General features: G+C 65.9%; 12 protein-coding genes and 1 pseudogene. 9 read left to right on the top strand and 4 right to left on the bottom strand.

The features are described 5' to 3' along the window. Positions 1–56: 56 nt before the first annotated feature. Positions 57–1,187 (bottom strand): amidohydrolase family protein, encoded by a 1,131-nt coding sequence (locus OXF11_06565; protein MCY4486765.1) that lies wholly within the window; start codon positions 1,185–1,187, stop codon positions 57–59. 174 nt (positions 1,188–1,361) lie between these two features. On the opposite strand from OXF11_06565, the gene OXF11_06560 reads away from it, so the two are divergent. From OXF11_06560 to OXF11_06535, 6 genes and pseudogenes are all read left to right on the top strand, one after another. After that, the gene (locus OXF11_06560; GenBank protein ID MCY4486764.1) at positions 1,362–2,561 is read left to right on the top strand and encodes an iron-containing alcohol dehydrogenase; all 1,200 of its coding nucleotides are present in this window, start codon (positions 1,362–1,364) and stop codon (positions 2,559–2,561) included. Continuing rightward, entirely contained in the window at positions 2,555–4,030 is a 1,476-nt protein-coding gene (locus tag OXF11_06555; GenBank protein ID MCY4486763.1) for a hypothetical protein, read from the top strand. The genes OXF11_06560 and OXF11_06555 overlap by 7 nt, the downstream gene beginning before the upstream one ends. Then, positions 4,027–6,081, top strand: a complete 2,055-nt coding sequence (locus OXF11_06550) for a molybdopterin-dependent oxidoreductase (protein MCY4486762.1) — start codon at positions 4,027–4,029, stop codon at positions 6,079–6,081. Before OXF11_06555 ends, OXF11_06550 begins: the two co-directional genes overlap by 4 nt. 145 nt (positions 6,082–6,226) lie before the next feature. Continuing rightward, a pseudogene (locus OXF11_06545) lies at positions 6,227–6,569 on the top strand (type II toxin-antitoxin system RelE/ParE family toxin). Continuing rightward, on the top strand, positions 6,566–6,850 hold the full coding sequence (locus OXF11_06540; GenBank protein ID MCY4486761.1) for a helix-turn-helix transcriptional regulator: 285 nt from the start codon (positions 6,566–6,568) through the stop codon (positions 6,848–6,850). The pseudogene OXF11_06545 and the gene OXF11_06540 overlap by 4 nt, the downstream one beginning before the upstream one ends. 348 nt (positions 6,851–7,198) lie before the next feature. Beyond that, entirely contained in the window at positions 7,199–7,453 is a 255-nt protein-coding gene (locus OXF11_06535; GenBank protein ID MCY4486760.1) for a hypothetical protein, read from the top strand. 636 nt (positions 7,454–8,089) lie between these two features. On the opposite strand, the gene OXF11_06530 is transcribed toward OXF11_06535, so the two are convergent. After that, a complete protein-coding gene (locus OXF11_06530; protein MCY4486759.1) occupies positions 8,090–9,292 on the bottom strand; it encodes a hypothetical protein in 1,203 nt (400 codons plus the stop codon). A 498-nt stretch (positions 9,293–9,790) separates the two neighbouring features. Here OXF11_06530 and OXF11_06525 point away from each other — a divergent pair, with 498 nt between their 5' ends. The 3 genes from OXF11_06525 to OXF11_06515 all read left to right on the top strand — a co-directional run bounded on the left by OXF11_06525 (position 9,791) and on the right by OXF11_06515 (position 14,581). Next, entirely contained in the window at positions 9,791–11,908 is a 2,118-nt protein-coding gene (locus tag OXF11_06525; protein ID MCY4486758.1) for a hydantoinase/oxoprolinase family protein, read from the top strand. A 17-nt stretch (positions 11,909–11,925) separates the two neighbouring features. Next, positions 11,926–14,019, top strand: coding sequence for a hydantoinase B/oxoprolinase family protein (locus OXF11_06520; GenBank protein MCY4486757.1), 2,094 nt, complete (start codon positions 11,926–11,928; stop codon positions 14,017–14,019). A 64-nt stretch (positions 14,020–14,083) separates the two neighbouring features. Further along, entirely contained in the window at positions 14,084–14,581 is a 498-nt protein-coding gene (locus OXF11_06515) for a nitroreductase/quinone reductase family protein (protein MCY4486756.1), read from the top strand. Here OXF11_06515 and lipA read toward each other — a convergent pair. Together lipA and OXF11_06505 are read right to left on the bottom strand one after the other, a co-directional pair. Further along, positions 14,565–15,461 carry a lipoyl synthase gene (lipA, locus tag OXF11_06510; GenBank protein MCY4486755.1) on the bottom strand — a complete coding sequence of 299 codons (897 nt, stop codon included), beginning with the start codon at positions 15,459–15,461 and terminating at the stop codon, positions 14,565–14,567. The two genes, OXF11_06515 and lipA, sit on opposite strands and share 17 nt — an antisense overlap. Positions 15,462–15,806: 345 nt before the next feature. After that, on the bottom strand, positions 15,807–17,102 hold the full coding sequence (locus OXF11_06505; protein MCY4486754.1) for a hypothetical protein: 1,296 nt from the start codon (positions 17,100–17,102) through the stop codon (positions 15,807–15,809). Positions 17,103–17,111 lie beyond the last annotated feature (9 nt).

Below are 17,111 nucleotides of genomic sequence, written 5' to 3'. Positions count from 1 at the left end.
TTGTCCCGGCAACGTGTTGACCCAGTCTGTTCCGCGGGACTGACGCAACCCGTCGCCTACTGGATGTTGTACAGCCGCGTCACGTTGTCGGCGGTAAGGCGCTGGCGCATCTTGTCGCTCAACCCGCCCATGGTTTGCTGGATGAACTCCTGGGAGTCGGGCCAGATCCCGTCCCGGTGGGGGTAGTCCGAAGCCCAGCAGAAGTTTTCCGGGGCGTATTCCTCCGCCAGTTGCGCGCCGACCTTGTCGTCCTGGAAGGTCGCCCACATCTGGCGTCGGAACAGCGCGCTGGGCGGTGTGTTGATCATCCCTTCGTATTCGCCTTCGCGGAACTTGGTGTCCAGCCGCTCCAGCACGTAGGGGATCCAGCCGATGTGGCTCTCGGCCATCACCACCTTGAGGGCGGGATGGCGCTCGAGGGTGCCGCACAGGAGGATCGACACGAGACATTCGTCGGCCTGCATCGCCACCACCGCGACATGCGCCTCCCGGGAAACCTTCGGGATGTCCCCCCTGAGCTTCTCCTCCGCGCTTTGGGGCCCCACCGTGGTCGTGCCGTGGCCCGCGCCGATATGGAAGGACAGCGCCACTTCCTCCTCCTCGGCGGCGGCCCACATGGGCTCCCACATCTCGTGCCAGATGGGCGCGGGGCCGTTGAAAAAGTCGAACAGAGCGCCCTTGAGCCCGAGCCCATTCTTGCCGATGCGGCGGATCTCCGCGGCCGCGGCGTCGGCGGAATGGGCGGGAATGTCGGCGATGCCGATGAAGCGGTTCGGGTCGTACTCGCAGAACTCGGCGATGAAGTCGTTGTAGGCCCGGTAGGTGGCGGTGATGACGTCCGGGTCCTTGATGCTGTCCTCGACGAAGCGGATGCCGTAGATGACCTCGGCCGCGATCTGGTCGATGTCCAGGTCTTTGGCCCGCAGCTTCGGGTCCGACGGGTGCGTGGGTTCCCAGCCGGCCTCGCGCATCCTCCGTCCCCGATGGTTGGTCATGGGTTGCCGTCCCATCCACGCCCGGTGCCCGCCCATGTGGGCGCCGTCGCCGACCCAGGTGGGCTTGTCCTCCACCATGCGCACGTTGGGCACCCGGTCCTTCATGTTGGCCGGCGCGCGCGACCGGAACGTGTCCTCGTCGAGGTAGAAGAGGTCCATATGGCCGTCGGCCGAGATGATGCGGTCGCTCATGATCGTTTCCTCCGGCCCTCGTTCTCTCACATGTGTTCCGGACATGGCAAGCCCGCGACCCTGATCGGGGGCGGGAATCCAGGCGTTAAGGGGAGCGAGCGCGTGAACGATTGCCCCGATTTGACGCCGTTAATTCGGCGTGCCACCATCCCAACCCCGAGAGGAGAAACATCCATGACGACCGCCGCACACGATCTCCAGGGAGAGTGGCGCGACCGCGCCGCGGTACCGGACCACGTGATCTGGGGTCCCGGGTCTTATGAGCGCCTGCGAAGTCTGCTGGAGGAGATGGGCTGCGGCAGGGCGCTGCTACTGACCAGCGGTTCGCTCAAGAGGCGCACCCCCTGGGTGGACCGGATCGTGGAGGCGTTGGGGAATCTCCTGGTGGCGGTCCGGAGCGACAGCCGCGAGTTCACCCCCGACTGGCTGTGCTTCGACACGGCGCGGCAGGCCCGGGAAGTTCAGCCCGACGTCATCATCACCGCGGGCGGCGGCAGCGTGGCGGACTGGGGCAAGGCCGTGGCCTTCATCCTCGCTCAGGGCCTGGAAACGGTCGAGGAACTGGACGACTACGTCGCCTCGCCGGACAACCAGCGGCTGGCCGCGCTGCCGCGGGCGCCGATCCCCCAGGTGGCCATCGCCACCACCCTGTCGGCCTCGGAGGCCACGTGGTCGGTGACCATCAACCGGCCCGAGCGCAAGTTCAAGGACCACGTGCGCCATCCCGACCTGGTGCCCAAGGCGGTGATCCTGGACGCCGCCATCGCCTCGTCCACCCCGGCCGGCGTGTGGTGCGCCACCGGAATCAAGGCCATGGAGCACGTGGTGGAGAAGCTCTACACCGTGGACCGCAACCCCGTGGTGGACAACATGTGCCTCAAGGCCGGCGAACTGCTGCACCGCTACCTGCCGCGCTGCAAGGACAACCCCGAGGACCTGGAGGCCTTCACCCAGTGCCAGGTGGCGCTGGTGGGTGTGGGTTTCCACGGACGCGGCGTGCACAAGGGGCTGTCGCAGGTCATCGGCTGGCAGCTCGGCGCCTACGGCGTCTCCCACGGCCACACCTCCTGCGTCATCCTGCCCCACGTGATGGAGTTCAACCGTTCCATCAGCCTCTCCGCCCAGGCGGCTCTCGGGCGGGCCCTGGGGGGAGAAGGCGCCACGGACGAAGAGGCGGCGGAGAACGCCCAGGCCGCCGTGGCCGGGCTGGTGCGGGATCTGGAGTTGCCGTCCCGGCTGCGCGACGTGGGCATCCCGCGCGAGGACCTCCCCGAGATTGCCCGGAAGGTCATCGTGTCGCCGAACATAATCTACAATCCGAAACCGGTCACGGATCCGGAGGAGGTGCTGGCGGTCTTGGAAAAAGCGTGGTGAAGGCGGTGAGGATGGGTTCCGATGGGAGAGGCTTTAGGAAGCCACTGCGCATCTGCTTCGGCATCGTTGCGGTTTTGATACTCGTCGGATGCGGAGGTGAAGGAGGAACCCCGCAGGTTCCGGAACCTCCCACGCTTCCGCTGCAAACGCCCGGTCACGCATCCCAGGCCCCCACCGTCGAACTGCATGGCCGGCTGCATGTCGGCGCGGATGTCGGCCCGCCGGCCGGCGCGCTACGGGCGGCCGGCGCGCACGGGGAAGCCCGGGTTTCCCATGGGACGGTGCACGACGGGGTCGGCGCCGCCGAAGTGATTGCCTATCTTCAAGCCGACGCGGCTTCCTACGACGGCGCTGACGGCGATGGCATGGAGGATTCGCTCTTCCCCGATGGTCTCGTCTTCCGTTTCGGGACGACGCCTCCCACCGTCCGCGTGGCGGAGGACACCCCGCCGGAACTGGTGGACGAGACGGTGCGCGTGGTGCAGGCCATCAACGCCGCCCTGCCGCGGGACTGGCAGTTGGGATTCGATACGGAGCCGGCGCTCGGTGACATCGTCGATCCCCCGGAAGGCGAGATTCGCGTCACGTTCGCGGCCGAGAGCGACTGGCCACCGGATGTGGCCCCTCCCGGGGGCGAGGACATCGGGTTGGCCGTGGCCAGTTACACCACAGTACCCACCGGCGACCCTATGGCGCCGTTCAAGATTGAGATCGTCGACGGCCAGGTCTGGGTGGACCCCGCGCGGACCACGGGCCTGGAGCGGCTGGGTGTGCTGGCTCACGAGATTATCCACCTCCTCGGTCGCGGCCACGTGGACCCCGAACGGTTTCCGATGACGCTCATGGTGGCGGGAGGCAGCGCGGAGTTGTCCGAGCACATCCTCCATCCGCTCGATCGCGAGGCGCTGCTCGCGGTCTACGGCCGGCTGGAATCGGGCGTCACGCCGGACCGCCTCGCGGATGCATTGGGGCCGTGGTTGGATACCTCGCTCCACGTGCACGGCGCCATCGACCTTTCCGGCGACGAGATCACCTTCGGCGCCGCCTTGAGGAACGGCTTGTCGCAGCCGTGGGCAATGGGCCCGCTTCCGTCTTCGAACCTGGCGGACAACCGTGCGCTGTCCGGCAGTGTTGCCTGGAGCGGGCGTTTGCTGGGGCTCACCCCGGCGGCTGAGGCCGTGGCGGGCGCCGCCCATTTGACCGTCGATCTGGCCACGCTGTCCGGGACGGCGGACTTCACGGCCCTTGAGCATTGGGCGGCCGGACAGCCACCCGGAGCAGTGGGTTCCGGCAGCACGTGGCACGATGGCGACCTGAGTTACGCCATCCAGGTACGCGGCAACACGTTCATCGACACGGGCGGTGATGACGGCACCGTGACCGGCGCGTTCTTGGGCGCGGGTCACGAAGGAATGGGCGGCGTACTGGTACGGGAAGACCTCGGCGCGGGCTTTGGTGGCACGAGGTGAGCACCACTGAGGCCAGCCACCAGCGGCCCAGCGTCTGTCCGCTCGACTGCCCGGACACCTGCAGCCTCTCGGTCACCACTGACGGCATCCGCATCCTCGATGTGCGCGGCTCGGACGCCAATCCGTACACGGCCGGGGTGATCTGCAACAAGGTCGCGCGCTCCTACCCCGAGTTCGTGCATGGCCCGGGGCGGCTCACGCACCCGCTGAAGCGCCAGGGTCCACGTGGCGGAGGGGCATTCGCGCGCGTCTCGTGGCAGGAAGCTCTCGACCTGATTCACGCGGGGATCTCACGGGCCATCGCACGGCACGGCCCGCAAACGGTGTTGCCGTTCAGCTATGCGGGTCCTCATGGCGAGATTGCCGGCGGTTCGATGGACCGCCGGTTCTTCCACCGGCTCGGGGCGTCCCTGCTCGCGCGCGGGCCGCTCTGCGGCATCGTGCGCAGCTCCGCTTACGCGAGCCTTTACGGTAGCGCGCCGGGGATGCCGCCCGAGCAGATCCGCCACGCCGATCTCGTCGTGGTGTGGGGCAACAACGTCACGGTGTCCAACCTGCACCTCGCGAGGGAGATCCAGGCGGCTCGCAGGCGAGGCGGCGCCCGCCTGATCGTCGTCGACCCGAAGCGTACGCGCATAGCCGAGCAGGCCGATCTGTTCATCCAGGTTCGCCCCGGCACCGACGTGGTGCTGGCCCTCGCGCTGGCGGCGGAGCTCGCACGGCGGGGTGCCCACGACCGCGCGTTCATCGACCGGTGGGTCGACGGGTACGACGCGTACATGGCCAACGCCCGGGCGCATACGCCGGAGATGGTGGCTGAAATCTGTGGTGTCGATCGCGACGTCTTCGACGTGTTCGCGGACTGGTACGGCGAAGCGAAGACGGTCGGGGTCTCCGTCGGCAACGGCATCGAGCGCGGCCGGAGCGGCGGCTCCGGTCTGCGCGCCGCCATGGCGCTACAGGCGCTGACCGGCAATCACGGCCGGCTCGGCGCCGGCGTGTTCGCCAAGCCGGGTCACATCTACCCGAGGGCCGCCGACCGCTTGCAGCGCCCCGACCTGGTGCCCGAGGGCACGCGGACCATCAACATCGTGGACGTGTCGCGCCTGCTGCTCGACGACGCCCTGGACCCGCCGATCCGGGCGCTGTTTGTCTACAACCACAACCCGGTCGCCACCCATCCGGATCAGAACCGCATGCGCCGGGCGCTTGCCCGCGAAGACGTGTTCGTCGCGGGCGCCGACGTGGTGATGACGGACTCGATGCGATACTGCGACGTGGTCCTGCCGGCTTCGAGCCACTTCGAGTTCGCCGACGTCTACGGCTCCTACGGACATCGGCATCTTCAGCGGGCGGAAGCGGTCATTCCCCCGGTGGGGGAATCCGTACCGAACACGGAGATCTTCCGTCGCCTCGCCGCCCGGTTCGGCTTCGACGACCCGATGTTCCGCGAGTCCGACGAGGAGTTGATGGATGCGGCGTTCGTGGACGGCGACCCGAGGCTCGGCGGATACCGGCCGAGCCGGCTGCCGGTGGATTCGGCGCTCGCCATGACCACCCCCGAAGGCTCCGAGCCGATCATGTGCGCCACCGTGCGGCCAGCGACCCCTTCGGGCCGAATCGAGCTGTTCAGCCGCGACCTCGATGACCGGTTCGGCTGCGGCCTGCCGCGCTACCAGCCGCCCCCGCGCCACTGGCCGCTCGCCCTCATCTCGCCCTCGTCGGCAAAGCGGACCAACGCGACGTTCGGCCACTGCGCGCAGTCGGACGGACCGGAGGAAGTCGAGATCAACCCCTCGGACGCCGAGCCCCGCGGTATCGCGGACGGCGACATGCTGCGGGTCTACAACGAACGGGGCGAGACCCGTCTCGTCGCGAAGATCACCGATGCTGTGTTGCCGGGTGTCCTTTACTCCCCGAAGGGCGTCTGGTTGTCGGGCAGCCCGACCGACCAGACCGTCAACGCGCTTCTCGACGCCGATATCCGCACCGACATCGAGGACGGCGCGTGCTGCAACGAGGCGTTCTGCGAGGTAGCGCGGGCGCGATAGCGGCAGCCGCTATGGCCGGACGGCTCATGTTTGAATAGGATGCGGGACCGCCTTGGCGGCCGCCCGCGATGCTCCTGAACGATGCCTACCCATGAGGTCTGACACGTTTTCCGAGAGGCGATCCTCCCTTGAAAGAACATAGCGAATGCGCTATATTGGTGGGGTGGCGTGGAGGGTCGAAACCGTCTCCGGTGTTGATGCCGAAATCGAAGCCCTGCCTGTGAAGTTGCGTGCCCGGCTAGTGCGGCTGCTGGAGACGATAGAGAACGTCGGCCTGGAGACACTTGGTGAGCCGCATGTCAAGCCGTCTAGACGGCAAGCTTTGGGAACTACGGGTCAAGGCTCAAGGAGGGATCGCTAGGGGGATCTACGTGACGGCGGTGCGGCGGCGGGTAGTGGTCCTGCATGTCTTCGCAAAGAAGTCGCAGAGGACACCGCGGCAAGCGCTCGCGACGGCCGGGGAACGGATGAAGCAGGTGACGCCATGACGAGATTGAAGGACCTGAAGAAGCGCTTCATGGAAGATCCGGAATTCCGGGAAGAGTACGCGCGGGCCGATGACGAGTTCAAGCTGATCGAGGCATTGATTCGCGCGCGCATAGCGGCGAAGCTGACGCAGGCAGAACTCGCCCGGCGCCTCGGAACGACCCAGTCCGCCATCGCGCGGCTGGAGGGTGGCGGCGTGTCACCGTCCTTTACTACCTTGCGCCGCTACGCGGAGGCGACGGGTACGCGGCTGACCGTTGGTTTGGTACAGGCGGACCGCTGAACGGCTGGACGCTACTCGCGGCAAGGCTCGCAGACCGTGCCTCTCTTGATGACGGAATGCTCACAACCTTGCGCAAAGCTCGGCGTCGAGGCGTGCATGGAAGTATTACCTGCTTCTATTTCTGGCGATCCGGCGACACATCTCCGCTCATAGCCACCGTAGGATTCGTCAGCGGACTTGGACCGGGCGTATGGGGGCGCTCGTCCTTACGAGGCTTTTCGCGGCAGGGCGCACGGAGACCGCGTTCGGGCGCTACTTGGGGGGTTCCCCACCCACATTAGGGGTCCCGGATCTACATCTGGGAAGTCTGCATCATCCGAGGAACAAACGCTTTAGGGAGACCAGCGTATGAGTGACGTTGAGTATGTGTTGCGACCCGAAGCCGGGCCCGTAGAACCGGCGGTGTTGAATCTTAGCAACACGTTCGATTTCCGGGACCACCTCACAGTACGCGGCGACACGGATGGGACCGCGCACGACCTTGACCTCGACCCGGCAGGCAAGACGGAGTCCTTCGATGAGAATCCGGGCAGCATCGCGCTGCTCATCCGGCTGGGCGAGTTCGTGTTCTACACTACCGGCGACCAAACTTCTGGCAGATGAAAGAAGAAGCGGAAGAAACCGACTGCGGAAGAAGCTGTCGTAGCCTCGGGTGCCATCCCACGCGGCAACGATATCGATGTCCTGAAAGTCAGCCACCACGGTTCAGACACGAGTACCGGTACGGAATTGGCCCAGCAGACTGCGTCCCGAGGTCTCGATCATTTCCTCTGAGTTCACCGACAAACACCGACTCCCGAGGCGGATTGTCATCAAGCAGCTTCAGGATACCCGGAGCTTTGTGCTCATTACCGGGAACGGCGAGGCTGTCGACGGCAACTACGCAGACGCGAGGGAGACTGACGAGGATGACGTTTCCACTCCGTCACCAGAGGCTGTGTTCAATGCGCAGGGCGATGTCATTGTGCTGGTATCGTCGAACGGTGAGCGCTATACGGTAACCGGAAGTACGTTTTCGAAGATGTTTAGCGCCCGGGATGTAGACAACGACCGGTAGGCCATGACGGCTCACCAGTCCCGATGCGTGGTGGAGGGTTATCACCCACGGCTCGATGTCCGCGCCGCTTCACGGCCATCCGCGAAAGCCGACGGGGCTCGAGGCAGTGGTTTCGCCGCTGTTTTCTCCGCTCGCGTCGGGACCGGTGTGTCGTCGTCAAACCGGTACTGCTTTCAGGTGGGCTAAGGCAATACCAAGTAATTGTTCTGCATTCTGTCGAAGTATCGGCCGGAAAACCGGAGATGCTTCAACAGAATCATTTCGACGTACCAAAGGCTGAGGTTCCTCGCGTCAAAGTGTGCCCATGTGGGAATGTTGGGGAGATTCGCTTTGGCGTGTACCAGTTCATTTCTGAGCTGAGTAATGGCCGTCGGTCCGTCCTTCCCGGGAAATGCCTGTTGGAGAGTCCCGCATGTGGCCGGGATGCTCGCGTCAATGCCGAGTTTCTTGAGGGTGAGGGGAAGCACCGAGGATCCCTTGGTTTTCTTTCCCAGTATCTGATACCCCATGGCTTCCCAAGCCGCTTGCGTTAGTACCACCCCCACGTGTGCCGGGCTGGTGGCGGCGTTGGTGTACCAGTCGACAACGGTGGGCAGCGTCTCCCCCCATTGCTGCCAAAGGTTGTCGAACGGGCCAAGCAAATCGGCAATCACGTCTCCGCCGTTGTTCATCGGGAACCATCTCGTTGCCGCAGGCTTTGCCGGCTCCACGAAATTCGTTCCCCACGAGAATGCTGCCGTGCCCTCTCCCGTAACCGCGTGAACCGGAATCAAGTCGCAAGCCATTCCACGTGCGAATGACAGGAAAGCTCGTAGCCTCCGCATGTTCTCCTTGGCCTCCTCAATAGAAAATGGCTTCCGGTCATCCCGTCGGAGCACTCCGTTGTGAGTCAGCGCATGACCATGGGCAGGTCGATACCGGACACCAGTGGACCCAAAACGTTCCGTGATGTCGAATCGGAAACCCCGGAACCTTCCAGTTGCCGCACCGAAGAAATGCGTTGTCCCCTTACGAGTTGAATGCTTGGCTCCCCTGCCAAAGAAGCTGGGAAAATTGACAATTCGGAACTCCAGCTTTTTGATCTCCGCGTCGGATGGCATCACGATATGCGGAGCCTTTCTGAGAACGAATGATGCCGGGGCATAGAAGGGAGCGTTCAGACTATACTGGAAGTATCCTTCCGCCTCGACTCCCGCGGCTGTCCTAATACGGCACAGCTTCCCCCAGGGTAAAGCGTGAGTCGGCAAGGCACCGAAATCAAGGGAGAACCCCAGCCTCGGATGTAAACGAACTACGGCCTTGCCTAGGGCCGGTTGAGGTAGTGGTCGGTTATTGATGTGGGTCAGTTCTATCGATTCCAGCAACAGATGCTTTCGAGCAGCCATAGTTCATCAGACCTCCACGGAAGGAGAGGGCCTTGACGTCACGGTGGCTGTCTGGGACTGTTGGTCGACGTCACCACCCTCTGCGGGATTGTTCTTGGGGGCCGGTATCTTTAAGAAGTTGACGGCCCCCTCGCCAATCTGAACTTAGCAAACTGCGCCCGTCGGCGCTCGGGGTCGCTACCCCTGACCTGCCCCCCAATTCGTTCTCACTCACAAGTTAGCGATATTTCCGTATATCCGCTCCGGAGCAGGCTGCAAACTCTATAGGTGTCAGTTCGTAAGGGCTTGCGTGTGGTCTTCGGGCGTTGTAGTCGAACGGAAGGGGGATGGCACAAAGGCGTGCGGGTAGTTCGGTGTTGGATGCCTTGGGCGACAGAGCCGCGCTGGAACGCGCGCAGACTGGAATGAATCCGCTTACAGTATGCTTACGACGAGGATCGGGACTCCTCAGCGATCCACAGTTTGTGGCCGTGTAAACAACAATAATATCCTATAGTTATGAGTGATTCCCAAGGTCGCTACATGGTCGGCGTGGACATCGGCGGCACCTTCACCGACTGCGTCGCCATGGATGCCGGCGGCACCATGACGGTGGGGAAAGCGCTTTCCACGCCGGACGACTACTCGGTGGGGGCGCTGGCCGCGGTGCGCGATGCGGCCGGGAACCTCGGGTTCAAGGACGAAGACGAACTGCTCGCCTCCGCCCGCCTTTTCTTCCACGCCTGCACCATCGGCGATAATGCGCTTCTCACTGGATCCGGGGCGCGTACCGGCCTGATCACCACCAAGGGGTTTGGCGACACTCTTCGCATCATGCGCGGGCGTTTCACGGACGGGGTCCCGGAGTCGGAGATCTTTCATCTGTCCAGGCTCGACAAGCCCGCGCCCATGGTGCCGGGGCCGCTGGTCAAGGAGGTGGACGAGCGGGTGGACTACAAGGGCGCGGTGTTGGTGCGGCTGGATCCGAGGCAGGTGGAGAAGGTGGTGGCCGAGCTGGTTTCGAGCGGGGTGGAGGCGGTGGCGGTGAGCCTCATCTGGTCGGTCGCCAACGACCTCCACGAGCGTGGCATCGCCGGCATCGTCGGGGCGAGCCACCCCGATATATTTCTCAGCCTCTCCAGCGAGGTGGCGCCTTATCTGGGGGAGTACGAACGCACCGCCACCACAGTCTTCAACGCCTCCATAGGGCCGCGCATCTCCACCTACATCAACCGCCTGGGCGGACGGCTGCGGGAGCACGGGCTGGCGGGCGAACCTCTGATCATGCAGTCCTACGGCGGCGTGCTGGGGGTGGAAGCCACCGCCCGGAACGCCATCGGCACCATCGAGTCGGGTCCCTCGGCCGGGGTCACGGGGAGCGCCTGGCTCGGCCGGCTCATGGACCTGCCCGACATCCTGGCCACGGACATGGGCGGCACCACGTTCAAGGTGAGCGTCATCCGGGACGGGGTCATCGAGAAGGACTACAAGCCGGTGCTGCTGCGCCACCAGATCTACGCCACCAAGATCTGGGTCGAGTCCATCGGCGCGGGCGGCGGCAGCATCGCGTGGACCGATCCCAAGACGGGACTACTCAAGGTCGGGCCGGAGAGCGCCGGCGCCCAACCGGGACCCGCGTGTTACGGCCTGGGCGGCGCCGAGCCCACGGTGTCCGACGCCGACCTGGTGCTGGGCTACCTCAATCCCGACTACTTCCTGGGCGGGCGCCTGTCGCTGGACGCCGGACGCGCGCGCCGCGCCGTGGAGGAAAAGGTCGCCCAACCCCTGGGCCTCTCGGTGGAGGCGGCGGCCGGCGGCATCTACCGCATCATCAACGCGCACATGAGCGACTTGATCCGCCGTGCCACGGTGGAGCGGGGCTACGACCCGCGCGACTTCACGCTGTTCGCCTTCGGCGGCGCCGGGCCGGTGCACGCGGCGCGTTACGCCGCGGAGCTGGGCATCAGGCAGGTGGTGGTGCCGCTCACGGCGTCGGTGCACAGCGCCACGGGGTTGGTCGGCTCGGACGTCGTTTACCAGTACGGCAAGTCGGACCGGATGCAGGTGCCGGCGGAGCCCGAGCGCGTCAACCGAACCTTCGACGAACTGGTGCAACGCGCCCGCGCCGATCTGGCCGGCGCCGGTTTCGAGGGCGGTGGCGTGCGCATCGAGCGCAGCTTCGACATGCGCTATCGCTACCAGGTGCACGAATTGAACGTGGTCATGCCCGAGGGCACGCTGCCCCTTTCGGAGGAGGAGTTGAACGGGGTGTACGAACGTTTCGACGACCTGTACGAACGAACCTACGGCCCCGGTTCCGGCTACCGCGAGGCGGGGAAGGAGATCATGAACTTCCGCCTCACCGCAACCGGCGTGCTGGACAAGCCGCGGGTCCAGTCGTACCCTCTGTCGTCGGCCGCCGCGGACGGTGCGCTCAAGGGCCGCCGCAAGGTCTGTTTCGAGGAGTTCGACGCACCCCGGGACACCCCGGTGTACGACTTCGACGCGTTGCTGCCGGGAAACGAGATGGCCGGCCCCGCCATTATCGAGACCCCGGTGACCACCATCGTGGTGAATCCGGCGGACCGGGCGGTGATGGACGCCTACCGCAACATCCGGCTCCTTGTCGGCGGATGAGGAAGGAAGGGACTCCCATGGACACGCGCATACACGGCGTCGACCCCGTCACCTTCGAGATCCTCTCGCACCGCCTTCACCAGGTCACGCGCGAGATGGGCATTACACTGGAACGCACCGGCGGTACCGTCAACACCACCCAGCAACGGGACTACATGGCATCCCTCTACCGTCCGGACGGCGACATCCTCTCGGCGGGGGCCACCCTGGGACAGCACGTGGTGTGCGCCAGCTACGCGGTGAGACGCATCATCGAGCGCTTTCCGCCGGACGAGATCTTCGAGGACGACGTCTTCCTGCTGAACGATCCCTATCTCGCCGCCATCCACCAGTCGGACATCTACGTGGTCTCGCCGATCCACCATGGCGGGCGGCTGGTGGCCTGGAGCGCCACCTTCGTGCACGTGAACGACGTGGGCGCGCTGTCTCCCGGCGGGGACTCGCCCGACGCCACCGAGATCTTTCACGAGGGGCTGCGCGTGCCCGGCATCAAGCTGGTGGAGCGCGGCGTGCTGCGCCAGGATGTCTTCGACACCCTCACCAACATGACGCGCCAGCCGGGCATGGTGGGGCTGGACCTCAAGTGCGAGATCGCCGCCAACAACGTGGCAAAGGCGCGGCTGCGGGAGATGTACGCGCATTACGGCGCCGCGTTGCTCGACGCGGTGGCCGGCGAGATGATCCGCTACACCGAGGCGATCTTCCGGGAGCGCATCGCGTCGTTCGAGGACGGCGAGTGGACGGAGGAGCTGGCGCTGGAGGCCCAGGACACTTGGCGCATGAAGGTGGCGCTACGCAAACGCGAAGACCGGCTCATCTTCGATTTCACCGGCACCGACCCGCAGGCCGTGACCGGCGTCAACCTGCCGTTCCACGGCACCGCCGGGTTCTGCTTTGCCGCGGTGCTGACCACGCTGGTACACGACCTTCCCAAGAACCACGGGGTGATTCGGCCGCTGGAAGTCATCGCTCCCGAAGGGACGCTGGTGAACGTCACCTATCCGGGTCCGGTGTCCCTCAACACCACCTCCTGTGGCTTCAGCGTCGGGTTCCTGGCCAGTTCGGTGCTGATGCAGATGCTCGGCACCCACGAACACTGGCGCGATGAGATCGTCACTCCCAACGCCAGCCACCGAAACGGCAAGCACTCGGGGTTGAACCAGTCCGGCCGCTACTGCGTCTTCAATCTTGCCCACGGCGCCATGGACGGCAACGGCGCCCGCGCCCACGCCGACGGCATCGACTCCGGCGGCAACTACATGAACTGCCCCAACGCGGAATGGTTCGAGCTGAACTTCCCGGTGCTGTACCTGTTCCGCCGCCACGCGACCGATTCGGCCGGCCCGGGCCGCTTCCGCGGCGGCCTGGCGGTGGAGACCGCGCACACGCCGCACGACGCCCCCGAGGGGCGGCTCGGCGGCGTGGCCTACGGCGTGGCCGGACTCAGGAACTCCGGCCACGGCATGTACGGCGGCTACCCCGGCGCGCCCAGCGTCATCGTCCTGCGGGAGAACACGCGCGTGCGCGAGGTCATGAACCGCGACCGGAACGCCGTGGAACTGGACGAGGTGGGCGGAACCGAACGCGTCCTCCCGTACTGCAACTTCGACTTTAACGACGGCGACGTGCTCTACATGCGCGTGGCCAGCGGCGGCGGCTACGGCGATCCGCTGACGCGCGAGCCGGACCGGGTACGCGCGGACGTGGTGGACGGGGCGGTCTCCGAAGACGCGGCGCGGGACATCTACGGGGTGGCGTTCAAGCCCGAGACACGGGAAGTGGATGACGCGGCAACCGAGGCGCTACGCCGACGTTTGGGCGGTGGGAACGGCGCGTCGCGCGAACAAGACCAAACACCGGACAGCGCATCCAGTGCGCCAGGTCCGGAGTCGGGCAGTACCGACGGAAACCGTGTCGGCCCATGTTCGCGTTGCGGCTCCGCCGGCGTCCCGATCGCATACAAAGCGGACCGCGCTGTCGAGAGATGCACGTGTCCGCCCACTGAAGCGGGTCCGCTAATGAGCGACCTTCACGGCCGTTACCTGTTCGAGAAGCTATACTGCCCGTCGTGCCACTCCCTGCTCAAGGCTCACATGGTGGCCGTCACGTGAGACTGGCGGGTGGTTTACATGCTCGGCGTATACAATGAGCCAACCCATTTCGGGAGAGCCGGCGATGCCAGCTTGGAAGCGTCTCCTCATCGCGTGGTTGTTCGTCCCGGTTCACGCCTTCCTGTTCCGCCTCTCGGGCGGCCGCGTGCTGGGTCGCCTGGAAGGCACGGGAGTCCTCATTCTCGTCACGATGGGGCGCAAGAGCGGCAAGCGGCGCTTGTCGCCCCTACTGTACTTCCGCTTCGATGAGACCGGCGACCTCGTCGTCGTCGCTTCGAACTACGGCCAGGACCGGCATCCCACGTGGTACCTGAACCTCGCCGCCGACCCGAGGGTCGTCGTCGAGACCGGCGGCGAGCGCTTCGCCGCCGAGGCCCATGTGATCCGGGGACATGAGCGCGACACGCTGTACGACAGGGTGGTCGCGGCGAATCCTCGCTTCGGCACCTACCGCGCCGGCACGCGGCGCGAGATCCCCGTCGTCGCGCTCCGCCGAGCCCGGCCATCCGTCCGCGAAACTAGCGTGGGAGGGGCGCACCGGCGCCTCAATGTCCAGCGGTGAGCATCTTCTCGACGAAGAACTCCGCGGCCTTGTAGGAGCTGCGTACCATCGGGCCGGCGGCGACGTAGCGGAAACCTAACGCCAACCCCTGCTCTTCGTAGTGCCGGAAACGGTCGGGGTGCACGAACTCCGCCACGGGCAGGTGCTTGCGGGTGGGCTGGAGGTACTGGCCCAAGGTGAGGATGTCGACGCCGCGGGCGCGTAGGTCGCGCATGGTGGCGAGGACCTCGTCGCGGGTCTCGCCCATGCCGAGAAGGATGGCGCTCTTGGTGTAGACGCGCCGGTCCAGGGCCTTGACGTTCGTGAGCACGTCCAGGGTCTGTTCGTAGCCGCAGCGCCGGTCCCGGGCGTAGCGCGTGAGGCGCTGGACGGTCTCGATGTTCTGACCGATGACCTGGGGGGCGGCGTCGACGACCTTCCCGAGCGCGCGGACGTCGCCGCGAAAATCCGGGATCAACGCCTCGATGATCAGCTCCGGGCACCGCTGCCGGGTCTCCCGGATGGTGTCGGCGAACACGCCGGCGCCCCCATCATCGAGGTCGTCCCGGTCCACGGAGGTGAGGACCACGTAGCGCAACTCCATGCGTGCCAATGCCTCTGCCACCCGCCTGGGCTCGTCCGGGTCCACGGGCGCGCCGTTCTTGGCCGTTTTGACTGCGCAGAACCGGCACCCGCGCGTGCACACGTCCCCGAGGATCATGATGGTCGCCGTTCCCGCACGCCAGCACTCGGCCAGGTTGGGACAGCGCGCCTCCTCGCACACCGTGTGCAGCTTGAGCCCACGGAAGTTGTCCTTGAGGCGGTTGTACTCGGCGCCGGACGGGATCCGGACCTTGAGCCAGGGCGGCTTGTGCACTGCCTCTGTACGCGCGCCGATCATTGTGCTTCCAGCCTAACTCACCGACCGCGAAATGACTACCGTACCTGGGAACCGTCATTCCCGCGAAACAGGCTGTGTCAAAACTGGTGAGGCGCCGCCCCCCGATTCGTCATTCCCGCGGAAGCGGGAATCCAGGGGCGGCGAGGCGGGGAAACGCCTTTGTAGTGCCCCACCACCGCCCATGGATTCCCGCTTCCGCGGGAATGACGAATCGGGGGTTGTTGCCTCTAATCAGGGGGCGGTGCCTCACCAGTTTTGACACAGCCTGTTTCGCGGGAATGACGAATCGGGGCGTGGATGCCAATCCTCATCCGAGCGGAGTCTTGACACAGCCTGCCTGTGTCTTCAGCGCGCGAAGAACCCGCCGACGATGGCGTCGTGCCACAGCCGGCACACCGGGGGGATGATGCCGCGCGGGAGATCGTCGTAGGTGAGGCCCCAGGTGTGGATGCCGGCGCCCAGGGAGACGCAGGCTACCTTGGGGGCGGGGTCCATGGCGGCGTAGAGCGGCAGGGCGTCGCAGCAGCGCCGGAGGGTGACGGTGTCGTCGTCCAGGCCGTGAAGGGAGAGCACGGGCGGCACCGGCTTGGCATCGGGGCCGGACAGTTCCCGCAGGTAGCCGAGGTAGCGGGCGACGAGGCGCTCCTCGTCCGTGCCGCTCATCTTCAGGCGCCGGGCGGTGACCCGGGCGGCCTGGTCCAGCGCGCCGGCGCCGTTCTTGTGGACGAAGTCCTCGGCCTTGAAGTTGGTGCGTTTCTTCCCCATCTCCCACTTCTCCATGGTGAGCTCCATGAGCATGGGCAGGCTGTAGCCCTTGTCCTTGAGGCCTTCGTAGAGGTAGCGCGCCGTGTCGCGCCAAGTGCGCAGGCGCAGGTGGTTGAAGGGGAACTCCCAGCGGTCGCCGGTGGTGGCCGTGTAGATGTAGGCGAAGGTGGAGGAGCCGTAGCCGAGCACGCCGTCGACGTTGGCCACCCGTTGGGCGGCGATCATGGCGAACGGTCCGCCGGTGGAGTGGCCGTGGACGTAGAGGGCGTACTCGGACGGGTCGAACTCGCGCCGGCAGCTCTCGCGCAGGGCCTCCTCGAAGGCCACGGGCCACGCCGCCATGCGGTGGTAGAACTCGGTGCCTTCCCGCGCCACCAGCGAGATGACCGTGCCGTAGCTCTCGCGCCGGGCATCGTCGCGCGCCACGTCGTATTGGTCGCGGGTGATGCGCGTTTCCTTGGTCCAGAGCGGCGTCCGGCCGGTGCCGTCGGGTTCGATGGTATCGCCGGGCCAGTCCCTGGAGGGGTCCAGCAGGTAGAGCCGCCCGGGAAAGGTCATGAGCGTGACCTTGAAGCCGAACTTCGTCGCCAGCATGCGCGCCACCGGCTCCAGCGACTTGTAGTCCGAGGTGCCGCCGTGCAGCAGGAAGATGCCGGCGCGCCTGCCGTCCGGGGCCTTGGGGATACGGGCGGGGTCCTCCGGCGCGTAGGTCATGGTGCCGATGTCCCAGTCCATGTCCAGGGCGCGGATGCGAAAGATGTCCTCGCGGTTCCCCACCGGGATGTCGGGCAGGTCGAGGGTCTCGCGGGAGAGCTTGACCACTTCGGGACGGGGGATGGAGTCGGGGGGCGCCCATGCGCCGTTTTCAGCACTCATACGTTTGCC

The organism is Deltaproteobacteria bacterium (assembly GCA_026712905.1).
Lineage (GTDB): Bacteria > Desulfobacterota > Binatia > UBA9968 > JAJDTQ01 > JAJDTQ01.
Note: the sequence above shows the minus strand (reverse complement) of the source record. Positions and strands in the feature narration are given on the sequence as shown.